Consider the following 20,197-nt stretch of genomic DNA (forward strand, 5'->3'; position numbering starts at 1 on the left):
CAGATGAAGACCGCCGTGCGCACCGCGACGGAAGCGGGCGCACTCGGCACCTATCTGAACCAGCTGTTCCAGCGCACCTTCGCCGTGGCGAAGGAAGTGCGCGGCACGACCGAGATCGGCGCGCAGTCGGTTTCGATGGCCGCCGCCGCCGTGCGCCTCGCGCAGCGCATCTTCGACAAGATCGCCAACCAGCGCGTGCTGTTCATCGGTGCGGGCGAGATGATCGAGCTGTGCGCCGCGCACTTCGCCGCACAGCAGCCGCGCGAACTCGTCGTGGCCAACCGCACCGCCGAGCGCGGGCGCTATGTCGCCGAGCGTTTCGGCGGCCGCGCCATCCCGCTCTCGGAGCTGCCCGCGCGCATGCACGAGTTCGACATCATCGTCTCGTGCACGGCGTCCACGCTGCCCATCATCGGGCTTGGCGCGGTCGAGCGCGCGGTGAAGGCGCGCCGTCACCGCCCCATTTTCATGGTCGATCTCGCGGTGCCGCGCGACATCGAGGCCGAAGTCGGCCAGCTCGAAGACGTGTTTCTCTACACCGTCGACGATCTCGGCACGATCGTGCGCGAAGGCAACGCCTCGCGCCAGGCTGCCGTGGCACAGGCCGAAACGATCATCGAATCGCGCGTGGCGAACTTCATGCAGTGGCTCGACTCGCGCAGCATCGTGCCGGTCATTCGCCATATGCACACCCAGGCCGACGCGCTGCGCCGCGCCGAACTCGAGCGCGCCCGCAAGATGCTCGCGCGCGGCGACGATCCGTCCGCGGTGCTCGAAGCGCTTTCGCAGGCGCTCACGAACAAGCTGATCCACGGCCCGACGCACGCGCTCAATACGTCGAGCGGCGAGCAACGCGACTCGCTCATCGAGCTGATGGGCGGCTTCTACCGGCACGGCCAGCCGGCCAAAGCCGGCGACGCCGCGCAGGCCGCCAGCACGGACGCCGCATCGCCCCGCTCCACCACCGTCGCTTCCGACTCCTCCGGCTCTTCCGACCGTTAGCGACGCTAGCGGTCAGGCGCGCGCCATGCGCGCCCCGCATGACCGGGCCGCACGCCCGCCTCTTCTCTCTCGCAGTTCTTTCCGGAGCCCGCTCCGCACCGCCCGATGAAAACGAGCATGCAAACGAAGCTCGACCAGCTGACTACGCGCCTGGCCGAGCTGAACGACCTGTTGAGCCGTCCCGACGTGACCTCGAACCGCGACCAGTACCGCAAGCTCACGCGCGAGCATGCCGAGCTGGGGCCGGTGGTCGAGCACTATGCGCAGTGGCGCCAGGCCAAAGACGACGAGATCGCGGCGAAGGATCTGCTCGCCGATGCGTCGATGCGTGACTTCGCCGAAGAGGAAGTGAAGGCGGCACGTGAACGCATGGCGCAGTTGCAGACCGAATTGCAGAAGATGCTGCTGCCGAAGGACCCCAACGACGAGCGCAACGTGTTCCTCGAAATTCGCGCGGGCACCGGCGGCGACGAGTCGGCGCTGTTCGCAGGCGACCTGCTTCGCATGTACCTGCGCTACGCCGAGCGCAACCGCTGGCAGGTGGAGATGATGTCGGCGAGCGAGTCGGATCTGGGCGGCTACAAGGAAGTGATCGTGCGAATCGCGGGCGAGGCGGCGTACTCGAAGCTCAAGTTCGAGTCGGGCGGCCACCGCGTGCAGCGCGTGCCGGCCACGGAAACGCAGGGCCGCATCCATACGTCGGCGTGCACGGTCGCCGTCATGCCCGAAGCGGACGAGATCGGCGAAGTCGAGATCAACCCCGCCGACCTGCGCATCGACACGTTCCGCGCCTCGGGCGCGGGCGGCCAGCACATCAACAAGACCGATTCGGCGGTGCGCGTCACGCACCTCCCGACCGGCATCGTCGTGGAATGCCAGGACGACCGTTCGCAGCACAAGAACAAGGATCGCGCGCTCAAGGTGCTCGCCGCGCGCATCAAGGACAAGCAGTATCAGGAGCAGCACGCGAAGGAAGCGGCCACGCGCAAGAGCCTCGTGGGCTCGGGCGACCGCTCGGAGCGCATCCGCACCTACAACTTCCCGCAGGGGCGGCTCACCGATCACCGCATCAACCTCACGCTCTATCGCCTCGAAGCGATCATGGACGGCGACCTCGACGAACTGATCGGCGCGCTCGTCTCCGAGCATCAGGCCGAGCAGCTCGCTTCGCTCGGCGACGCGGATTGAGTCGCCCGCTACCGTGAGCCTGCCCGTCCACACCGCCGACGCCCTGCTGCGCGCCTCGCCGCTGCCCGCGCTCGAAGCGCGCGTGCTGCTCATGCACGTGCTGGGCTGGCGCCGCACCGAGCTCATCACGCGCGGCGACGAGCCGATCGACGCCGCCCGCGTGGACGCCTACCGCACGCTCGAAGCGCGCCGGGTGCAAGGCGAGCCGATCGCGCAGCTCGTGGGCGCGCGCGAGTTCTACGGTCTCGACTTCGACGTGACGCCCAACGTGCTGATTCCGCGGCCCGAAACCGAGCTGCTCGTGGAAACGGCGCTTGCCGCACTCGAAGGCATCGCGCAACCGCGTGTGCTCGATCTCGGCACCGGCAGCGGTGCGATTGCGGTGGCGCTCGCCTCGGCACGGCCCGATGCGCGCGTGTGGGCCGTCGATCGCTCTTCGGCGGCGCTCGAAGTCGCCGCGCGCAATGCCGCGAAGCTGCTCGACGCGCGGCGCCCAGGCGGCGCGCTCACCTTCGTCGCGGGCAGCTGGTACGACACGCTCGATCCCGCGCTGCGCTTCGAGGCGATCGTGAGCAATCCGCCGTATATCGCGAGCGGCGACCCGCATCTCGAACAAGGCGACCTGCGCTTCGAACCGCGCGGCGCGCTCACCGACGGAGCCGACGGCCTCACCGCCCTGCGGGCGATCGTGGCCGGCGCGCCCGCGCGGCTCGCGCCGGGCGGCGTGCTCTGGATGGAGCACGGCTACGATCAGGCGGCGGCGGTGCGCGCGCTGCTCGCCGCGCGCGGCTTTGCGCACGTGCGCTCCGAGCGGGATCTGGCCGGCATCGAACGCATCAGCGGCGGCCGCCTGCCGTTGCCGGCCGGCTGAGCGCGGCTCCGGCCGCGCCCGGCTCACCTGGGCGAAATCCGCTATCATTTCAATCCTGCATTCCAACGTTTTCAGCATCAATCCAATTGCAAGGTCAGTCATGGACACCCAACAACGCATCAAGCAGATCGTCGACGAAAACGCCGTCGTCCTCTTCATGAAGGGCAACGCGCAGTTCCCGATGTGCGGCTTCTCCGGTCGCGCGGTGCAAATCCTGAAAGCCTGTGGCGTCGATCAGTTCAAGACCGTCAACGTGCTCGAGGACGACGCGATCCGCCAGGGCATCAAGGAATTCTCGAACTGGCCGACCATCCCGCAGCTTTATGTGAAGGGCGAGTTCGTCGGCGGCTCGGACATCATGATGGAGATGTACCAGAACGGCGAGCTGCAGCAACTCTTCGCCGCGGCGTAATTGCCGGGGCTACGGGGCGGCGTGCGCATGCCGCTGCGTGTGCAGTGGCGCCTGCCCCCGAACGCGGCCGCCGTACCGGCGCCGCGCTTTTCATGAGGCGACACGCGCCTCGCTTTCCTTCGCTTCGATTCCCACCTGCCCGCCTCCGTGAACACCGCCTCCCCAGCATCGTCCGCCATCGCCCAGCCCGCGCAGCGCCGGCTGATCGTCGCGATCACGGGGGCCACGGGTGCGATCTACGGCGTGCGCATGCTCGACATGCTGCGGCGGCTGGGCGGAGTCGAGACGCATCTGCTGGTTTCGGCGGCAGGCTGGCTCAATATCCAGCACGAGTTGCAGCTCACGAAGGACGATCTGCATGCGCGCGCCGATGTCGTCCATTCGGTGCGCGACGTCGGCGCGACCATCGCCTCGGGCTCCTTCGCGACCGACGGCATGATCGTCGCTCCCTGCTCGATGAAAACGCTCGCGAGCGTCGCGCACGGCCTCTCCGACAACCTGATCGCGCGCGCGGCCGACGTCACGCTCAAGGAGCGTCGCCGCCTCGTGCTGCTCGTGCGCGAGACGCCGTTCAACCTCGCGCATCTGCGCAACATGACGGCCGTGACCGAAATGGGCGGCGTGATCTTTCCGCCGCTGCCGGCGTTCTATAACCAGCCGGCCTCGATCGACGAGATGATCGATCAGACCGTCGCGCGCGTACTCGACCTGTTCGCGCTCGGGCCCGCGCTTTCGCCAGCCTGGCCGGGGCTGCGCGGCGGCGCCGACGAATAAGCGCTGCCGAAAGCGCCGCCCGACCTTTCCCGCCCTCCTTCGATTCGCCGATTATCAATGCAGGCGACACAATGAATTCCCTTTCGCCCCGTTTAATTCACGGCGGTAGGCTCTTATATTGATCGCAATACGAACCTTTCGGCCGCGTCCCCACGCGGGCTGACCACGATCATGCCCCCCCGCACCCCCACCCTTTTCCTGTCGCATGGCGCGCCCACGCTGCCTATCGACCCCTCGCTGCCCTCAGGCGGCTTTACCGCGCTCGCGCAGCATCTGCCGCGTCCGCAATCGGTGCTGATGCTCTCCGCGCATTGGGGCACGATGCGGCCGGTGGTGAGCACCGCCAAGCAGCCGGAAACCATCCACGACTTCTACGGCTTCCCGCGCGCGCTTTACGAGATCCAGTACCCGGCGCCCGGCGCACCGGAAATGGCCCAGCGCGCCGCGGCGCTGCTGCGCGATCAGGGCGTGCCTGTCGATGAGGAAGCGCACGGCCTCGACCACGGCGCATGGGTGCCGATGCTGCTGATGTTCCCCGATGCCGACGTGCCCGTCGCCCAGCTTTCGATCCAGCCGCGCGCCAACGCCGCCCACCACTTCGCGCTTGGCCGCGCGCTGCGCGCGTTGCGCGACGAAGGCGTGATGGTGATCGGTTCGGGCCAGATCACTCACAACCTGCGCGCGGCGGACTTCTCGGCGCGCCCGGAAGACGCCGATCCGCGCGTGGCGGAGTTCACGGAGTGGTTCGAGATCCACCTCGCGGCACGCGACATCGACGCACTGCTCGACTACCGCCAGCGCGCGCCGCACGCGGCGCTCATGCATCCCACCGACGAGCATCTGCTGCCCGTGTTCGCGGCGCTCGGCGCGGCCGACGACGACTACACGCTCGGCGTGCAATCGCTCGGTACCTACCAGCGCGCGCTCGCGATGACGAATTACGTTTTCGGCAGCGCAGTGCAATAAGCAGCGCCGCGCCGGCTACGTACGCAAAAAAACCCGCCTGAATCGCTTCAGGCGGGCTTTTTCTTTCTCGAGCCGAGCGCGCCGCGTTCAGGCGGCGCGTCGGACGACTGACGCTTGATGCAGACGCTCAGTGCGCGCCGATGCCTTCGAGCACTTCGTCGTGCTCGTCACGCTCCTTCAGGTACGGCGAGCGGTAACCCGAATTCACGCCCCAGTAGTAGAACACGAGCGAGAACAGCGCGACGACCAGCATGTCCCAGCCATAGGGGATCAGGTTGAAGCCGCCGAACTGCTTGCTGCCGACGAGCGAGAGGAGCGCCATGATCGGCAGGTACGCGCACAGCCACCACGCGGCCTTCAGGTCCTGGCCCCAGCCGGCCCAGCCTTGCTTGCCCTGGAAGTAGAAGTACACCGGCAGCGCCACGATCATCAGCAGGATGATCTCGCCGGTCAGCGGCCACTTCGCCCAGTACAGGATCATCGACGCGCAGACGAACGCGAACGGCGCGATCACTTTCATGAACGGCACGCGCAGCGGACGCTCGATGTCCGAGGCGGCGCGCTTGAGCGCCATCAGGCTGATCGGGCCGGTCAGGTACGAAATGACCGTCGCGACCGAGATCACCGCCGCAAGCGAGCTCCAGCCGCGGAAGAAGAACATGAAGATGAACGAGACGAGCAGGTTGAACCACATCGCGTTGCGCGGCACGCCATAGAACGGGTGCACGTCGCCGAACATCTTCGGCATCGTGTTGTTGCGCTCCATCGCGTAGATCATGCGCGAGGTCGTCGCCATGTAGGTCGTGCCGGTGCCGCTCGGGCTCACGAACGCGTCGACGTACAACAGGATGGCGAGCCAGTTCAGGTTCAGCGCGATCGCCAGCTCGGCGAACGGCGACTTGAAGTTGAACGTGTTCCAGCCGTGCGCGACGTCGGTCGGATTGACCGCACCGATATAGGCGATCTGCAGCAGCACGTAGATCACGAGCGCGCAGAGAATCGAGCCGATAACGGCGAACGGCACGCTGAACGACGGATTGCGCGCTTCACCGGCCAGGTTGATCGGGCTCTGGAAGCCGTTGAACGCGAACACGATGCCGCTCGTTGCGACCGCCGTGAACACGGCCGACCAGCCGTAGGGCGCGAAGTTGCTCGCGTTGCCGAAGTTCTCGTGGTGAAAGCCCGTGCTCATCAGGCCGAAGATCGTCAGGCCGGGAATGATGAACTTGAAGATCGTGATGGCGCTGTTGGCGCGTGCGAAGAGTGCCACACCCCAATAGTTGAGCATGAAGTAGATGATCACGAGCACCGCCGAGAGCCCGAGCCCTGAGTGCGTCAACGATCCGTCGACGAAGAGCGCGTGCGCCCAGGCATAGGGCCAGGTGCTCATGTACTGGATCGAGGCTTCGGCTTCGATCGGGATCACCGAGACGATGGCGATCCAGTTTGCCCACGCACTGATGAAGCCCACCAGTGCGCCATGCGAGTAGCGGGCGTAGCGAACCATGCCGCCCGACTCGGGGAACATCGCACCGAGTTCGGCGTAGGTGAGCGCAATGGCCAGAATGACCACGGCGCCGATGATCCACGCGGTGATCGCCGCCGGACCTGCAATTTTCGCCGCTTTCCACGCGCCGAACAGCCAGCCCGAGCCGATGATCGAACCGAGGCCGGTGAACATCAGCGCGAACGGGCCGATGTTCCGTTGAATAGAACTTTTCACGTCTTCTCCTGTATCGAGAGTAGCTCGACGCCACGATATCCCGTCTGTTGTGCGGGCGGGTTTCTCGTGACAGTCGCACCTCTACGCGACAAGATTGCACCTGCAGGCGCAACTTGCGCGCGGCGCGTAGTTTAACCGGTTGCACCATCGAAGGGCGCCAAAAATACAGGCCCTCATACAAAAAAATCATTAGTTTTTCAAGGTTTGTAAGCTTTCGTTTTGACCCTGAAGCAAAAAAAATGAAGATTCCCCGGCAGCCAGTTGACCTTCTTCGCAATTAGCCGTATAAAGTTCGGGCAGGATTTCAAGCGGCGAGTGTGAATTGGTCTTTCGTAGTTCGCCCATCAACGGTACTCCGGCTGGTCCCATACCCCTTCCTTGATTTTCATGCACCTCTCTGGCTTCGGCCTTCATTCATTTTTAGGTTAGGAAAGTAATATGGAAACCGGTACCGTCAAGTGGTTCAATGACGCAAAGGGCTTTGGCTTTATCACCCCGGACGGCGGCGGCGAAGATCTGTTCGCGCACTTCTCGGAAATCAAGGTTGACGGCTTCAAGACGCTGCAAGAGAACCAGAAGGTTCAATTCGAAGTCCGCACGGGCCCGAAGGGCAAGCAAGCCGCCAACATCAAGCCGGTCTAAGTACTGTGCGCTGATGCGCTTTGACTTTCAGGATCCGGGCTTCGGGTCCTGACTGGCAGGCCTACCGAAAAACCCCACGCTTCTTCCAGAAGGTGGGGTTTTTCGTTGCCTGACCGGTTTGTATGACGTTATTCCCTGCGCAACGAGCGCTCAGCCGAACACGCGCTGCGCGTGAATGCCAAGGCCCGTCGCCACGCTCGCGAGGCGGTCGCCGAACACCGCCTGGGCCGCGGGAAACGCCTCTGCCAGCGCCTGCGTGAGAAAAACGAGGCCCGTCGAGCCGCCCGTGAAATAGAGTGCGCTCACCTGCCCGGGCGCGATACCCGCCGCCTGCACCGTATCGCGCGCGGCCTGCACGATGCGGCGCGTCTCTTCGCGGCCCGCCTCGACGAGCTGCGCGTCGCCGAACGCAAGGCGCAGATCCGTCTCGACTGCCTCGAGGTCGATCATCGTCTCCCCTCCCGCCGAAACGCCGATCTTCGCCTCCTCCGCGCGAGCCGTCAGCGCATGCCCCAGACGCTGCTCGACCACGCGTATCAACCGGTCGTGGTGGCACGTATCGCGGTAGAGGTGGCGCATCAGCTTCAGCTCGGCCGCGCGCTTGGGCGTGTAAATCGTGTTGATGAGGTGCCAGGTCGCCAGATCGAAATAGATACGGTTCGGTACCTCGCGGCCTTCGGGGTCGAGCGACTGGTAGCCGAGTTCGCGCAGGATGGTCGCGAGCTCGACGCGGCGGTCGAAATCGGTGCCCGCGACATGCACGCCGTGGTGCGCGAGCACGTCGTCCTTGCGCTCGAGCCGCGCCATGCGCTGCGGTCCCACACGCACGAGCGAGAAGTCGGACGTGCCGCCGCCGATGTCGGCCACGAGCACGAGCCCTTCCTCGGCGAGTCGCGACTCGTAGTCGAACGCCGCCGCGATCGGCTCGTACTGGAATTCGATCTCGTCAAAGCCCACGCCGCGCGCCGCGGCTTCGAGCTGGTCCTGCGCGAGCTGGTCGGCGCGGGGATCTTCGTCGACAAAGAAAACAGGGCGGCCCAGCACCGCGCGCGTGATCGGCGCGCCCGCGCAGCGTTCGGCGCTGCGTTTCAGATGCTCGAGAAAGATCGAGATGATCTCGGTATAGCGGATCGCGCTGCCGTCGCCGAGGTCGGTCGTGCTCTCCGCGAGCGGCGAGCCGAGGATGCTCTTCATCGAGCGCATCAACCGGCCGTCGTAGCCGTCGATATAGGACGCGAGCGCAGCGCGCCCGTACTCGCGCGTGTGTTCGTCAGCGTTGAAGAAGACCGCCGTCGGCAGGGTGGTGTGCTCGCCTTCCACCGGCGCGAGGCGCATGGTGTCGCCGGCCGCCGCGGGCAGCGCCACCGCCGAATTGGAGGTTCCGAAGTCAATCGCGCAGAAGCTGGTCATGGCAAGAGCGCGCCGCAACGAATGCGCGCGCGAGAGAGGAAAGGTCGGGGGGGACCGGCTTTTTATCACGAAAGCGCGGCGCGGGGCAACCACGAGGCCCTGATGCGGCCCCGCAAGAAAAACGCGCGGGCCATGCCGCGCGTTTCGATCGGGAGAGGCCCGCCCTACCTGATGGCTGGCTGCGAGCCGCTCCTCGAATCAGACCTTGAACGGATGCTTCCAGGTGTTCTCGTAGACGACCTCGCCCACTGCCGAACGCGTGCGTTGCGCCTTTTCCCGCTCGCGCAGCACCGGCTCGAGCTTTTCGGCGTCGCCGTAGTGGCCAATCGAGATGATCGAGAGCGGTTCCACCTCGTTCGGCAGCGCGAACTCGGTGCGAAACGCGTGGACATCGAATCCGCTCATCTGGTGCGCGGCAAGACCCAGCGCGTGTGCCTGGAGCACGAGCGACAGTGCCGCCGCACCCGCATCGTACTGCGCCGTGCGGTTGACTTCGCCCTTCGCGTTGAGCGTGTGCGCCATCACCGCGATCAGCACCGGCGCCGGCGCGTTCCACTGCTGATTGAACGGCACGAGCGTCGCGAACGCGCGCTTGAACGCGGCTTCGTCGGCAGTGCGATCGAACACGAGAAAACGCCACGGCTGCAGGTTGTAGCCCGAGGGCGCCCAGCGCGCCGCCTCGATCACCGTGTGCAGCGCCTCGCGGCTCACCGGCTCGCTCGAATAGGCACGCGGGCTCCAGCGGCCGGCGATGAGTTCGTGAATGGGCACGGCTGTCGGTGCGGGTTTTTGCTTCGTCATGCCTGGTGTGTCCTTGCGGTGAAGGGCGGCTTGCCCGGGGGTCACTAGCATAACTGCAGCGCGCGAAATCCGCTCAGGCGCGGCGAGCGACGCTTGTGCGTCGCCCGTTGGGGGAGCGTCCGGCCACCGGTCCGGCGCTCGGGAATGACGAGAAGGTGAGGCTTGCGCGCCGGCCTCAGGCCGTCTGCACGCCGACCGGGCGCGGCCCGCGATTGATGCGCAGCACGAGGAACGACGCCACGAGGCAAAGGCCGCCCGAAATCATCGACGCCACCGTATAGGTGCCAAGGCTCGAGCGCAGCAGGCCCGCGCCGAACGCCGCGAACGCCGCGCCGAGTTGATGGCCGGCCACGACCCAGCCGAACACGATCGGCGCGCGCTCCTTGCCGTAGACGTCGGTGGCGAGACGCACCGTCGGCGGCACGGTCGCGATCCAGTCGAGACCGTAGAACACCGCGAAGATCGGCAGGCCGAAGAAGTCGATGCCGAACGCGTGCGGCAGATAAATCAGCGAAAGGCCGCGCAGGCCGTAGTACCAGAACAGCAGCACGCGACTGTTGAAGCGGTCCGAGAGCCAGCCCGAGAGCGTCGTGCCGAACAGGTCGAAGATGCCCATCGTCGCGAGCAGCGAGGCGCCCTGCACTTCGGTCATGCCGTAGTCGCCGCACATCGCGATGAGGTGCGTGCCCACGTAGCCGTTCGTGCTCGCACCGCAAATGAAGAAGCTGAAGAAGAGCAGCCAGAAGTCGCGCGTGCGGCTCGCCGAGGTGAGCGCGCCGAAGGCGATCTTCAGCGGATTCTGCTGCGGCGCGGCCGGCGCGACCGGCGTTTCGTCGTCTTCGCCGAACGGGCGCAGATTCACGCTCGCGGGACGCTCGGGCAGGAGGAACAGCACGAGCGGCAGCACCACGGCAGCGGCCGCCGCGACCACGAGCACCACCGGTTGCCAGCCATGCTTCTGGGCGATCGCGGCGAGAAACGGCAGAAAGACGAGCTGGCCCGTGGCCGAGCTCGCGGTGAGAATGCCCATCGCGAGGCCGCGGTGCGAAGTGAACCAGCGCGTGACGACCGTGGCGGAAAGCGAAAGAGCGGCCACGCCGGTCGAGCCGCCCACCATCACGCCCCAGATCAGGATCATCTGCCACGGGTGCGTCATCAGCGCGGAAAGCGCCACGCCGGCCGCCATCGTCGCCAGCGCCGCGAGCAGCGTGGGCCGCACGCCGAAGCGCTGCATGGCCGCGGCCGCGAACGGCCCCATCAGGCCGTAGAGCGCGATGTTCACCGAGATGGCGAGCGAGATCGTCGCCCGGCTCCAGCCGAACTGATGCTCGAGCGGCACCATCATCACGCTCGGCGTCGCGCGCGTGCCGGCCGCCGCCAGCAGCACGAAAAACACCACCGCCACGACGAGCCATCCGTAATGGAAACGCCCGACTATTCGACTCGCTGCCCAGTTCATTGATGCTCCTGTCACGCCGCGGCATCGACGGATGCGTGCGCGCTTGCGTTGGTATGGCTCCGAGTGGCTGCGTCAACGCGACACCCCTCGATTGTTACCGATCTGTCACAAGTGTGTTGCGATAGTAGTTACCGCTCGGTAACATGTCAAGCAATCACCCTGATCTCGAGGTGCCCTCATGAAGCACGAAGGCCACGACGACACGTCCTCCACCACCGCGCGGCCGAGCCGGCCACGCACGCAGACGGCCGGCGCGCGCGCGCACGAGCATCTGCTGCGCGCCGCCGACGAGCTGTTCTACCGCGAAGGCGTACGGGCGGTAGGCATCGAGGCCGTAGTCGAGCGCGCGGGCGTGAACAAGATGAGCCTGTACCGGCAGTTCTCGTCGAAGGACGATCTCGTCGTCGCGTACCTGCGGCGCTGCGATGCGCGCTTTTTCGAGCGCTTCGACGAAAGTCTTGCGAAGCATCCGGGCGAGCCGGCGAGGCAACTGGTGCAGTACTTCGAGGACCTCGCACGCCGCGCTTCGGCGCCGGGCTACCGCGGCTGTCCGTTCGTGAATGTTGCGACGGAATTTCCGGACGCCACGCACCCCGCGCGACAGTGCGTCGACGACAACAAATCGAAGCTCATGGCGCGGCTCACCGGGCTAGCGCAGGAAGCGGGCGCCGCGGATCCGATGGCGCTCGCCGAGGGACTCGCGCTGCTGGTCGAGGGCGTCTACGCCGCGAGCCAGACTTACGGCCCCGGCTGCGGCCCGATCCTCGCGGCGCCGCGCATGGCGAAGCTGCTGATCGAAGCGGCGTGCCCCCGGCCGGTAAAATGACGCGATGACCGACACCGCCGCCCCGCCCCCCAATTCCCGCCCCGCCGATGCGGAGCGCCCCGCTCGCGCTGCCATCCTCGAAGCGACCCGGCACTGGCTCACGCGTGCCGTGATCGGCCTGAACCTCTGCCCGTTCGCCAAGAGTGTGTACGTGAAGAACCAGGTTCGCTTTGTGATCAGCGAGGCAACCGGGCTGGAAGGCGTGCTCACCGATCTCGAACGGGAGCTGCAAGCGCTCGCCGAGGCCGACGCCGCCGAAATCGACACGACGCTCCTGATCCTGCCCCACGCGCTCGCCGATTTTGCCGACTTCAACGACGCGACCTGGTTTGCCGAGCGCCTCGTGAAGCAGTTGCGGCTGGAAGGCACGCTGCAGGTGGCGAGCTTTCACCCTCACTATCAGTTCGAGGGCACCGGGCCCGACGACATCGAGAACTACACGAATCGCGCGCCGTACCCCATCCTGCACTTGCTACGCGAGGCGAGCATCGAGCGCGCGGTCGAAGCCTTTCCGGATGCAGCCGACATCTACGAACGCAATCAGGAAACGCTGCGCAGCCTTGGCCTGGAGGGCTGGCGCGACTGGATGAGCAAGCGCGACTGACGCCGCGCCGCGTTCAGACGCAGTTTCGTGCTCAGGCTTCGGCTGCCGGCTCGGCGGCTGCCTCGCCCTCGTCGGCGAAAAAGCGCTCGCGCAGATCCGCAAGCCCGAAGGTATCGAGAATCTCGTTGAGCCGCGCCGCGGGACGCCGCCGCGGCAGGTCCTTGTACTGGGCGATGATGAGTTCGTTCTTCATCGAGTGCTCCCAGCCCACCAGCTCCGTCACGCTCACCTGGTAGCCATGCGCCTCGAGTTGCAGGCAGCGCAGCACGTTGGTGATCTGGCTCCCGAATTCGCGCGTATGCAGCGGATGACGCCAGATCTCGGTGAGCGCCTGGCCGAGCGACTTGCCCTTGTTCCGGCGCAGCACGCCCGCAACCTCCGCCTGGCAGCACGGCACGACCACGATGTAGCGCGCGTGCTTCTTCAGGGCGAAGCGGATGGCGTCGTCGGTGGCGGTGTCGCAGGCGTGCAGCGCGGTCACGATATCGACGCTCGGCGGCAGTTGCGCCGACGTGATCGAATCGGCCACCGAGAGCTTCAGGAAGGACATCCCGCCAAAGCCGAGGCGCGCAGCCAGTTCCTCCGAACGCTGCACGAGTTCGTCTCGCGTTTCGATGCCGTAGATGTGTGACCCGTCGCGCTGATCTTTGAAGAACAGGTCATAGAGAATGAAGCCGAGATAGGACTTGCCCGCACCGTGATCGACGAGGGTCACGTCGCGGCCATCCTGCTTCAATTCCGACAGCAGCGGCTCGATGAACTGGAACAGGTGATAAACCTGCTTCAGTTTTCGGCGGCTGTCCTGATTCATTTTGCCGTCGCGCGTCAGGATGTGGAGCTCTTTCAGGAGTTCGACAGATTGGTTCGGACGGACTTCGTAGGTCTTGCTGGACATCGGCGTGGTCAGATGGAGAGCGTCAAGTGCCGGTAAATGTTCGACAGGTGACAGAGGGGACCCGGTAATTCTGTCATTTTACGGAAAAACTGGTCCAGGCCGTCGAACGCAGAAGAGCGGCTCGTGTCGTAGCAGGGCCTGTGACCCACGTGCTGTTGCGAGGGGGGTGATCAGGAGAGACACGAGGATTTTCATCCCCGATGCCCAAAAAGGACCAAAGCGTGGCGCGGCCAGCCGGCAACGTATCGGATGGCGCGCATTGGGAGGTCGCACCGGGAGTGCCGGTGGCGATAAATCAGGCTGGCGCAGCCCCCGCTGCGCGATGAGCGCACGACGCTGTACGGCCTTGCATGGGGCAGGCAATGAACACGATACCTGACGGCAACGCAGAACAAAAATTCCAGGAACTGCTTACGAAACTCGTCACGGTTCCCGACTGGACGGAAAAGCAGCAACTGGAGCTGGAAATGGCGCGCGACATCTCGCTGGAGATGCTGCGAGTAGCAGAGAGCATGCGCGACGGTCCCTCGGACCTCGAAACCTGCCTGATCCTGCTGAAGTACGCGAAGGTGCTCGATTTCGTGATGTCGGCGCTGGCGTCGCGCCGCGATATCAAACCTCAGACGCTACGCGTCATATTCAAGCTCGCAGGCCTCAAGGTGGACGAGGCGTATCCGGGTTGAACGCGCGGGTTGAAAACACAGGCTCAATTGGGCCGAGCCCGCGACGCCTGGCAGTGCCGCAGTTGCACCGCCGGCGCTGAAGATCGTCTCCCACACGAGCCGTTAGCATGGCGCTGCCGCCGACGGCTCGCTTCCTTCCTTTTGCGTGCGCTTCCCCCTGTCCCCGATTCAATCCGCGCGCAGCTTCAAGCGCCATAGCGAAGTCACTTCAGCCGCGCGCGCACGATAGAGCGGATCGTTGGGATCGGAGGCTTTCGGGTGACGCGGCCGGATGTCCTCGCGCCCCGCCACTTCGAGCCCGGCCTGCACGATCATCTCGACGAGCGACTCGCGCGTGCGCAGGCCAAGATGCTCCGCGAAGTCGGACAGGATCAGCCAGCCCTCTCCACCCGGCTCGAGATGGTCCTTGAGGCCGCCGAGAAAGCCGCGCAGCATGCGGCTCTCCGGATCGAACACGGCATACTCGACAGGCGACGCGGGCCGTGCCGGCACCCATGGCGGATTGCAGACGACGAGCGAAGCGCGCCCCGGCGGGAAGAGGTCGGCTGCGATCACCTCGACCTGCGCGGCGTAGCCGAGGCGCTCGAGGTTCTCGCGAGCGCAGGCGAGCGCGCGTTCGTCCTGATCGGTGGCGACCACGTGCTTCACACCTCGCGCAGCGAGCACGGCAGCCAGCACGCCGGTGCCCGTGCCGATATCGAAGGCTGTTCCGGTTGCCCTTGACGGCAGCGCCGTGCGCGCGACGAGGTCGACGTACTCGCCTCGCACCGGCGAGAACACGCCGTAGTACGGATGAATGCGCGCCCCATCGAGCGCGGCGATCTCGACGCCCTTCTTGCGCCACTCGTGCGCACCGATGAGGCCGAGGATCTCGCGCAGCGACACCGCCGATGGCTCGCCGTCGGGCGCGCCCCACGCCTCTTCGCACGCGAGCCGCACGTCGGGCGCGCGGCGCAGGTTGATACCGTAGTCGCCTTCGAGCGGAATCAGCACCATGCCGAGCGTGCGTGCGCGCTGCGCCTGCGCCTGACGGTGCAGATGAAAGGCCTCGAGCGGCGAAGCCGGCGCCTTCGGCGCTGCGGCTGCCTTGCGCGGCTTGCGTTCCGCGCGGCGCGCCATGGCCTGCAGCAGCTGACGCGCGTTCTGATAGTCGCCGTGCCACAGGAGCGCGGTGCCTTCGCAGGCGAGACGGTACGCCGCGTCGGCGGTCGTGCGGTCGTCGGCGATCACCACGCGCTTCGGCGCCGGCACGCCGGCCTCGGAGCGCCAGCGCACTGTGCGCGGGCCGTCCGTGTCGGGCCAGGTGAGAGTGGGATGTTCGGTCATAGGTCGAATGTTCGATGCGACGGGCCTGCCGTAGCAGGCCCTCGGGTTGGCGCGGCGGCGCGCCTCGGGCGGCGCCATCATATAGCAAGCGACGCAGCGCGTTCCGCCGCCTCGCCTTGGCAACGATCATCGCTCAGTCGGACAGGCGCGTCGACCCGGCCAGATGGCATAGGACGAAAGTGAACGCAGAAGAGCGCATGCACGCGCAGTAAAATGTGCGCCGACCGCGCCCCGACCGCCGCCACGAGACCATGCCCGAAACGACCCAGCAGACGCGCCGCGCGCGCAAACTGCGCACACGCCGCGCCAGCGCAAGCGGCGGGCTCGACGAAGGGTTTTACGCCGAGCTGCTTCATATCGTCGGCGTGCAGGAAGGCGTTGAAGGCGCAAGGCGCACCTTCGCGCGACGCGCGCCTCACGAGCGCTCGCGCGGGTCGCTCATCGAACTCGCGCTGACGCGTGTTGCGGCTCGCGAGCACGAAAAAGCATCGAGCCGTACAGGTACACGTCGCCGCGATACGTCTGCCGCAGATCACGAAGCACGACGCTTCGAACTCGCGCTGCGGCTTTGCATCGCGTGGATCAGCCGGCTCTTTCTCCTCAAGGTGCTTGAGACGCGCCTGCTCACGATACACGACGGCGATCCCGCCTGGGCCTTTCTGAACACGCAGCGCATCCGTTCGTTCCGCGAATTCGACGTGCTCTGCAACGAGGTACTTGGCACTGCTGATATTGCGCAACCGGCGCGCTTTGCTCACCTTCCCCACTTCGACGGTTCGCTCTTCGATCCGCCGGACATCGACCGAAGCCTGCTCGACCTGGGCGCACTCGACGAAAGCGCCACGCTGCCGCTCTTCGCTGCTACGGCGCTCACGCGCGCGAGCGGCGAGCGGCACGTGCTTGCGTATCTGCTCGATTTTCTTGCCGCGTTCGAGTTCTCCGCCGGCTTGATCGCGAGAGATGCAACGCCCGACCGGCGTAGCCTCGACGCCTCCGTGCTCGGCCTCGTCTTCGAGAAGCTCAACGGCTACCGCGACGGCGCGTGGTACACGCCCGGCAGCGTCGCGATGCAACTCGCCCGCCCGGCTGTCACGCAAGCGGTGCTGAATCGCTTCCACCGCGCGAAGGGCTGGCACTGCACGAGTATCGATCAGTTATCCGAACGGATCGAGGATCGGGACGAAGCTCGCGCCGTGCTCGACTCGCTGCGCATCTGCGATCCGGCCGTGGGGTCGGGGCATCTGCTCGTCTGCGCGCTCAACGAGCTGCTCGCGCTGAAAGTTCGCCTCGACTTGCTGAATGCGCGCGATGGCGAAGCGCTCCGCGCGTGCCGCCTTGGCGTGACTGCGGATCGGCTTTGCGTGACGCATGCGAATGGCGAGCCGCTCACGCGTGAGCGCGACAGCGAAGCCATTCGCCAGATCGAAGCCGCGCTCTTTCGTGTGAAGCGAGACATCGTCGAGCACTCGCTTTTCGGCGTCGATATCAATGCGGATTCGGTCGGCATGGCGCGGCTGCGGCTCTGGATCGAACTGCTCGAACATGCGGACCTCACGGCAAGCGGACTGCCGGCCTCACTACCGAACCTCGAAACCAATCTCAAGCAAGGCAACGCGACGATCAGCCGTTTCGGCTTCGATGCGCCGCTCCGCGACGCCGCGCAAGTGGTCGCGAACTATCGCGCAGCCACGGCGAAACTGCGCGCATCGGCGAACCGCACGGAAAGACTCGCCGCAGCCGCGCGCCTCTCGCAATTGCGCGAGGCGTTGCTCGAACGCCTCGCGAGCGGCAGCGACGAAGTGCCCACCGACACATCGGCGTTCGAATGGCGCATCGAGTTCGCGGACCTGCTCAGCGAAAACGGCAGCTTCGAAGGCTTCGACGCCATCATCGCGAACCCGCCCTATATCGATTCCGAGCGCATGATCAACGAAGGCCAGCGCGCCGTGCGCGAACAGCTCGCGCGACGCTGGCCGAGCGCGAAAGGCAACTGGGATCTGTACATCGTGTTCATGGAGGCAGGCCTCGCGCTGCTCAGGCCCGGCGGCGCGATGGCCTGTCTCACACCCGACAAGTGGCTCTCGAAGCCGTTCGGCGATGCGTTCCGCGCACGCCACCTCGGCAAGATCGAGCGCATCGTCGTATTGGGGCGCGACGTGTTCGAGCAGGCGCGCGTCGATTCGATCATCACGCTTTATCGCGAGTCGGGTGCCGACACCATCGCGACGGCGCGCATCGACGGCGAAACGCTCACCGAGCTTGCCCAAACCGACAAGCGCTCGCTCGAAGCGCCAAGGACGCTCGACGCCTTGCTCTCGCCTCACTACGCGTTCGTGCAACGGCTCACGCGCGCGCACCCGCCCCTGCGCTCGCTGCTGCCCAGCGAGAACGCGTGCGCGACTTCGGATGCCTACCGCCTCGCGCCGCTCGTCGAAGAGGCCGCAGGCCGCTTTGCAGCGGAGCGTCATTATCGCGTCGTGAATACCGGCACGCTCGGCCGCTATGTATCGCGTTGGGGCAGCAAGCCCATGACCTATCTCGGAAGCCGCTACGACGAGCCGGTGGTCGATCGCGAGCGCTTCGCCTCGACGTTCGCGAACGGATACGGCGCGAAAGCCCATGCGAAAAAGGTCATCGTGAAAGGCCTCACGCGGCTGGACGCGACGCTCGACCTCGCGGGCGACACGATCCCCGGCAAGACCACGCTGATCCTGCGCTCGGACGACGAGGACCTGCTGAAATTCGCGGCAGCGCTGCTGAATTGCCCGCTCTCGGCCTTCCTGACCCGCGCGAAGTTCGGCGCGTCGAGCTACAACGGCGGCGTGGCGTTCACGAGAGCCATGATCGACTCACTGCCGGTGCCGGCCGACGAGTCGGTGCGCGCCGCAATCGTGGCGCGCGTAGACCGGCTGCTGCTGTCCGCACAGTCGGAGGGCGGCGAGCAGCAGGTGGCGACAACGGCAGGCGAGATCGATCAAATCCTGTACGCGGCGTTTGGCTTGTCGGCGCGAGAGATCGACCTCGTAGAAGGCCGGCTGTGCGCCGGCTCACCCCAAGTGCGTTGAACGGACAGTCGCGCGACGGCCTGCCAGCGAGTCCGCTAGTCTTGCTCAAACGTGCCCGCGCGTGCGTCGTTCGCCCCCGGTGGGGTCGCGGAGAGCAGACAACATGGAATGGCCACGAATCTTCAATACCCGCGACGAGAGCGGCGTTCTACGCCTTTCGATCGCCACGACATTGCTGATCGCCCTCGCCGGTGTCGTGTTTGGCCTCGTCTCCGGGTCGTTCTCGATCGTGTTCGACGGCGTCTATTCGCTCGTCGATGCAAGCATGAGCGCGCTCGCGCTCACGGTCGTGCGTCTGATCACCTCCTATGCGGTCAACGTCGATCTGCCGCGCAAATGGCGAGAGCGGTTCACCATGGGCTTCTGGCATCTCGAACCCCTGGTGCTCGGGCTCAACGGCACGCTGTTGATAGGTGTGGCCGTCTATGCGCTGATCAACGGCATAACGAGCCTGCTGTCCGGCGGACACGTATTGCATTTCGGCCCCGCCCTGGTCTACGCCGCACTCACGGTGAGCGCCTGCCTTTCAATGGCCGTGGTCGAGTCGCGTGCGAATCGCCGGATCCGGTCGGATTTCGTACGCCTCGACATCAAGTCGTGGATCATGTCCGCTGGCATCACCGCCGCCCTCCTCGTCGCCTTCAGCGCGGGCTACGCGATCCAGGGAACCGCATGGGAGCACCTGACGCCGTACGTCGACCCTGCGGCGCTCGTGGTGGTGTGCGTCGTGATCATCCCGATACCGGTGGCGGAAATCCGTCAGGCGCTGCTGGAGGTGCTGCTGGTTGCGCCCGCCGACCTCAAGCGGCACGTCGACGCCATTGCGTCAGGCTTCGTCGAGCGCTACGCCTTCGAGTATTACCGCGCCTATGTCGCGAAGGTGGGCCGCTCCCGCGAGATCGAACTGTACTTCGTCGTGCCGCCCGACATGCCGGCCAAGCGCATTGCCGAGTGGGATGCGATCCGGGACGAAATTGGCCGGGCCATCGGCGGGGATGAGTCACACCGCTGGCTCACGATCCTGTTCACCAGCGACCCCGAGTGGGCGGAGTGAAGTGGCGATGACAGCCCAGAAAGCACAAAGGGTTACGTGAACCTCACGTAACCCTTTGCTTTATGTTTGGTGCCGGCTGCAGGACTCGAACCCGCCACCTGATGATTACAAATCAACTGCTCTACCAGATGAGCTAAGCCGGCGTAGCCCGCTATTCTACTTCATTTCACGATTTTGAGGTGGCCCTTGCCGCCTTTGTTGCCGCCGTCGTCATCCTTGTCGCCCCCGTGTGTCGCGGCCGGTGTTGCCGCCGGTGCCGCCGGCTCCGCGGCCGGCTCGTCGAGCACGTCGTGCGCCTGCGGCGCGGCCGATTCCTCGTGGTACTCGGAAGACAGCACGTCGTCAGCGTCGCCTGCCGCGGTCTCGACCGGAAACGCCATGCCCTGCCCGTTCTCGCGCGCGTAGATCGCGAGAACGTTCGACACAGGCACCTCGATCTTGTGCGACTTGCCTGAGAAGCGCGCGTGGAACTCGATCATCTCGTTGCCCATCTGCA

The 20,197-nt window shown here is 65.9% G+C and carries 19 protein-coding genes, 1 tRNA gene and 1 pseudogene; 12 read left to right on the forward strand and 9 right to left on the reverse strand.

All coding sequences use genetic code 11. The annotated features are described in order from the left end of the window. From hemA to VMJ11_RS20145, 6 genes and pseudogenes are all read left to right on the forward strand, one after another. Positions 1-894, forward strand: a pseudogene (hemA, locus tag VMJ11_RS20120) (glutamyl-tRNA reductase); the annotation flags it as partial. Between the two features lie 213 nt (positions 895-1,107). Next, a complete protein-coding gene (prfA, locus tag VMJ11_RS20125) occupies positions 1,108-2,190 on the forward strand; it encodes a peptide chain release factor 1 (RefSeq protein WP_325621138.1) in 1,083 nt (360 codons plus the stop codon). A gap of 13 nt (positions 2,191-2,203) precedes the next feature. After that, positions 2,204-3,061 (forward strand): peptide chain release factor N(5)-glutamine methyltransferase, encoded by an 858-nt coding sequence (prmC, locus tag VMJ11_RS20130; protein WP_325621139.1) that lies wholly within the window; start codon positions 2,204-2,206, stop codon positions 3,059-3,061. A gap of 100 nt (positions 3,062-3,161) precedes the next feature. Then, a complete protein-coding gene (grxD, locus tag VMJ11_RS20135; RefSeq protein ID WP_325621140.1) occupies positions 3,162-3,473 on the forward strand; it encodes a Grx4 family monothiol glutaredoxin in 312 nt (103 codons plus the stop codon). A 147-nt stretch (positions 3,474-3,620) separates the two neighbouring features. Then, the gene (locus VMJ11_RS20140; RefSeq protein WP_325621141.1) at positions 3,621-4,247 is read left to right on the forward strand and encodes a UbiX family flavin prenyltransferase; all 627 of its coding nucleotides are present in this window, start codon (positions 3,621-3,623) and stop codon (positions 4,245-4,247) included. A gap of 171 nt (positions 4,248-4,418) precedes the next feature. Then, a complete protein-coding gene (locus tag VMJ11_RS20145; RefSeq protein WP_325621142.1) occupies positions 4,419-5,213 on the forward strand; it encodes a class III extradiol ring-cleavage dioxygenase in 795 nt (264 codons plus the stop codon). Positions 5,214-5,340: 127 nt separating this feature from the next. Here the strand turns inward: VMJ11_RS20145 and VMJ11_RS20150 are convergent, their stop codons facing one another. After that, positions 5,341-6,936, reverse strand: a complete 1,596-nt coding sequence (locus VMJ11_RS20150) for an APC family permease (protein ID WP_325621143.1) — start codon at positions 6,934-6,936, stop codon at positions 5,341-5,343. A 189-nt stretch (positions 6,937-7,125) separates the two neighbouring features. Next, positions 7,126-7,350, reverse strand: a complete 225-nt coding sequence (locus VMJ11_RS20155; RefSeq protein WP_325621144.1) for a hypothetical protein — start codon at positions 7,348-7,350, stop codon at positions 7,126-7,128. A 24-nt stretch (positions 7,351-7,374) separates the two neighbouring features. On the opposite strand from VMJ11_RS20155, the gene VMJ11_RS20160 reads away from it, so the two are divergent. After that, a complete protein-coding gene (locus VMJ11_RS20160; protein ID WP_027797379.1) occupies positions 7,375-7,578 on the forward strand; it encodes a cold-shock protein in 204 nt (67 codons plus the stop codon). Positions 7,579-7,728: 150 nt separating this feature from the next. On the opposite strand, the gene VMJ11_RS20165 is transcribed toward VMJ11_RS20160, so the two are convergent. From VMJ11_RS20165 to VMJ11_RS20175, 3 genes are all read right to left on the reverse strand, one after another. Continuing rightward, a complete protein-coding gene (locus VMJ11_RS20165) occupies positions 7,729-8,988 on the reverse strand; it encodes an Hsp70 family protein (RefSeq protein ID WP_325621145.1) in 1,260 nt (419 codons plus the stop codon). Between the two features lie 198 nt (positions 8,989-9,186). Further along, positions 9,187-9,789: a nitroreductase family protein gene (locus tag VMJ11_RS20170; RefSeq protein ID WP_325621146.1), complete on the reverse strand. Its 603-nt coding sequence runs from the start codon at positions 9,787-9,789 to the stop codon at positions 9,187-9,189. 175 nt (positions 9,790-9,964) lie between these two features. After that, entirely contained in the window at positions 9,965-11,248 is a 1,284-nt protein-coding gene (locus tag VMJ11_RS20175) for an MFS transporter (RefSeq protein WP_325621147.1), read from the reverse strand. Positions 11,249-11,426: 178 nt separating this feature from the next. On the opposite strand from VMJ11_RS20175, the gene VMJ11_RS20180 reads away from it, so the two are divergent. Next, positions 11,427-12,074 (forward strand): TetR/AcrR family transcriptional regulator, encoded by a 648-nt coding sequence (locus VMJ11_RS20180; protein WP_325621148.1) that lies wholly within the window; start codon positions 11,427-11,429, stop codon positions 12,072-12,074. A gap of 4 nt (positions 12,075-12,078) precedes the next feature. Further along, the gene (locus VMJ11_RS20185; protein WP_325621149.1) at positions 12,079-12,678 is read left to right on the forward strand and encodes a DUF1415 domain-containing protein; all 600 of its coding nucleotides are present in this window, start codon (positions 12,079-12,081) and stop codon (positions 12,676-12,678) included. Positions 12,679-12,709: 31 nt separating this feature from the next. On the opposite strand, the gene VMJ11_RS20190 is transcribed toward VMJ11_RS20185, so the two are convergent. Next, positions 12,710-13,573: an SAM-dependent methyltransferase gene (locus VMJ11_RS20190; RefSeq protein WP_325621150.1), complete on the reverse strand. Its 864-nt coding sequence runs from the start codon at positions 13,571-13,573 to the stop codon at positions 12,710-12,712. Positions 13,574-13,935: 362 nt separating this feature from the next. Here VMJ11_RS20190 and VMJ11_RS20195 point away from each other — a divergent pair, with 362 nt between their 5' ends. Continuing rightward, positions 13,936-14,256, forward strand: coding sequence for a DNA-binding protein (locus VMJ11_RS20195; RefSeq protein ID WP_325621151.1), 321 nt, complete (start codon positions 13,936-13,938; stop codon positions 14,254-14,256). A 168-nt stretch (positions 14,257-14,424) separates the two neighbouring features. On the opposite strand, the gene VMJ11_RS20200 is transcribed toward VMJ11_RS20195, so the two are convergent. After that, on the reverse strand, positions 14,425-15,582 hold the full coding sequence (locus tag VMJ11_RS20200) for a class I SAM-dependent methyltransferase (RefSeq protein WP_325621152.1): 1,158 nt from the start codon (positions 15,580-15,582) through the stop codon (positions 14,425-14,427). A gap of 251 nt (positions 15,583-15,833) precedes the next feature. Here VMJ11_RS20200 and VMJ11_RS20205 point away from each other — a divergent pair, with 251 nt between their 5' ends. Both VMJ11_RS20205 and VMJ11_RS20210 read left to right on the forward strand, forming a co-directional pair. Then, positions 15,834-18,647 (forward strand): Eco57I restriction-modification methylase domain-containing protein, encoded by a 2,814-nt coding sequence (locus VMJ11_RS20205; protein WP_325621153.1) that lies wholly within the window; start codon positions 15,834-15,836, stop codon positions 18,645-18,647. Positions 18,648-18,750: 103 nt separating this feature from the next. Next, positions 18,751-19,701 carry a cation diffusion facilitator family transporter gene (locus VMJ11_RS20210; protein ID WP_325621154.1) on the forward strand — a complete coding sequence of 317 codons (951 nt, stop codon included), beginning with the start codon at positions 18,751-18,753 and terminating at the stop codon, positions 19,699-19,701. A gap of 67 nt (positions 19,702-19,768) precedes the next feature. Here the strand turns inward: VMJ11_RS20210 and VMJ11_RS20215 are convergent. Together VMJ11_RS20215 and VMJ11_RS20220 are read right to left on the reverse strand one after the other, a co-directional pair. After that, positions 19,769-19,844, reverse strand: a tRNA-Thr gene (locus VMJ11_RS20215). 18 nt (positions 19,845-19,862) lie between these two features. Next, positions 19,863-20,197, reverse strand: a 335-nt coding sequence (locus tag VMJ11_RS20220) for a ClpXP protease specificity-enhancing factor SspB (RefSeq protein ID WP_325621155.1), incomplete at its 5' end; no start/stop codon positions are given.

Origin of the sequence: Paraburkholderia sp. (assembly GCF_035501035.1) — a bacterium.
Taxonomy (GTDB): Bacteria; Pseudomonadota; Gammaproteobacteria; order Burkholderiales; family Burkholderiaceae; genus Paraburkholderia.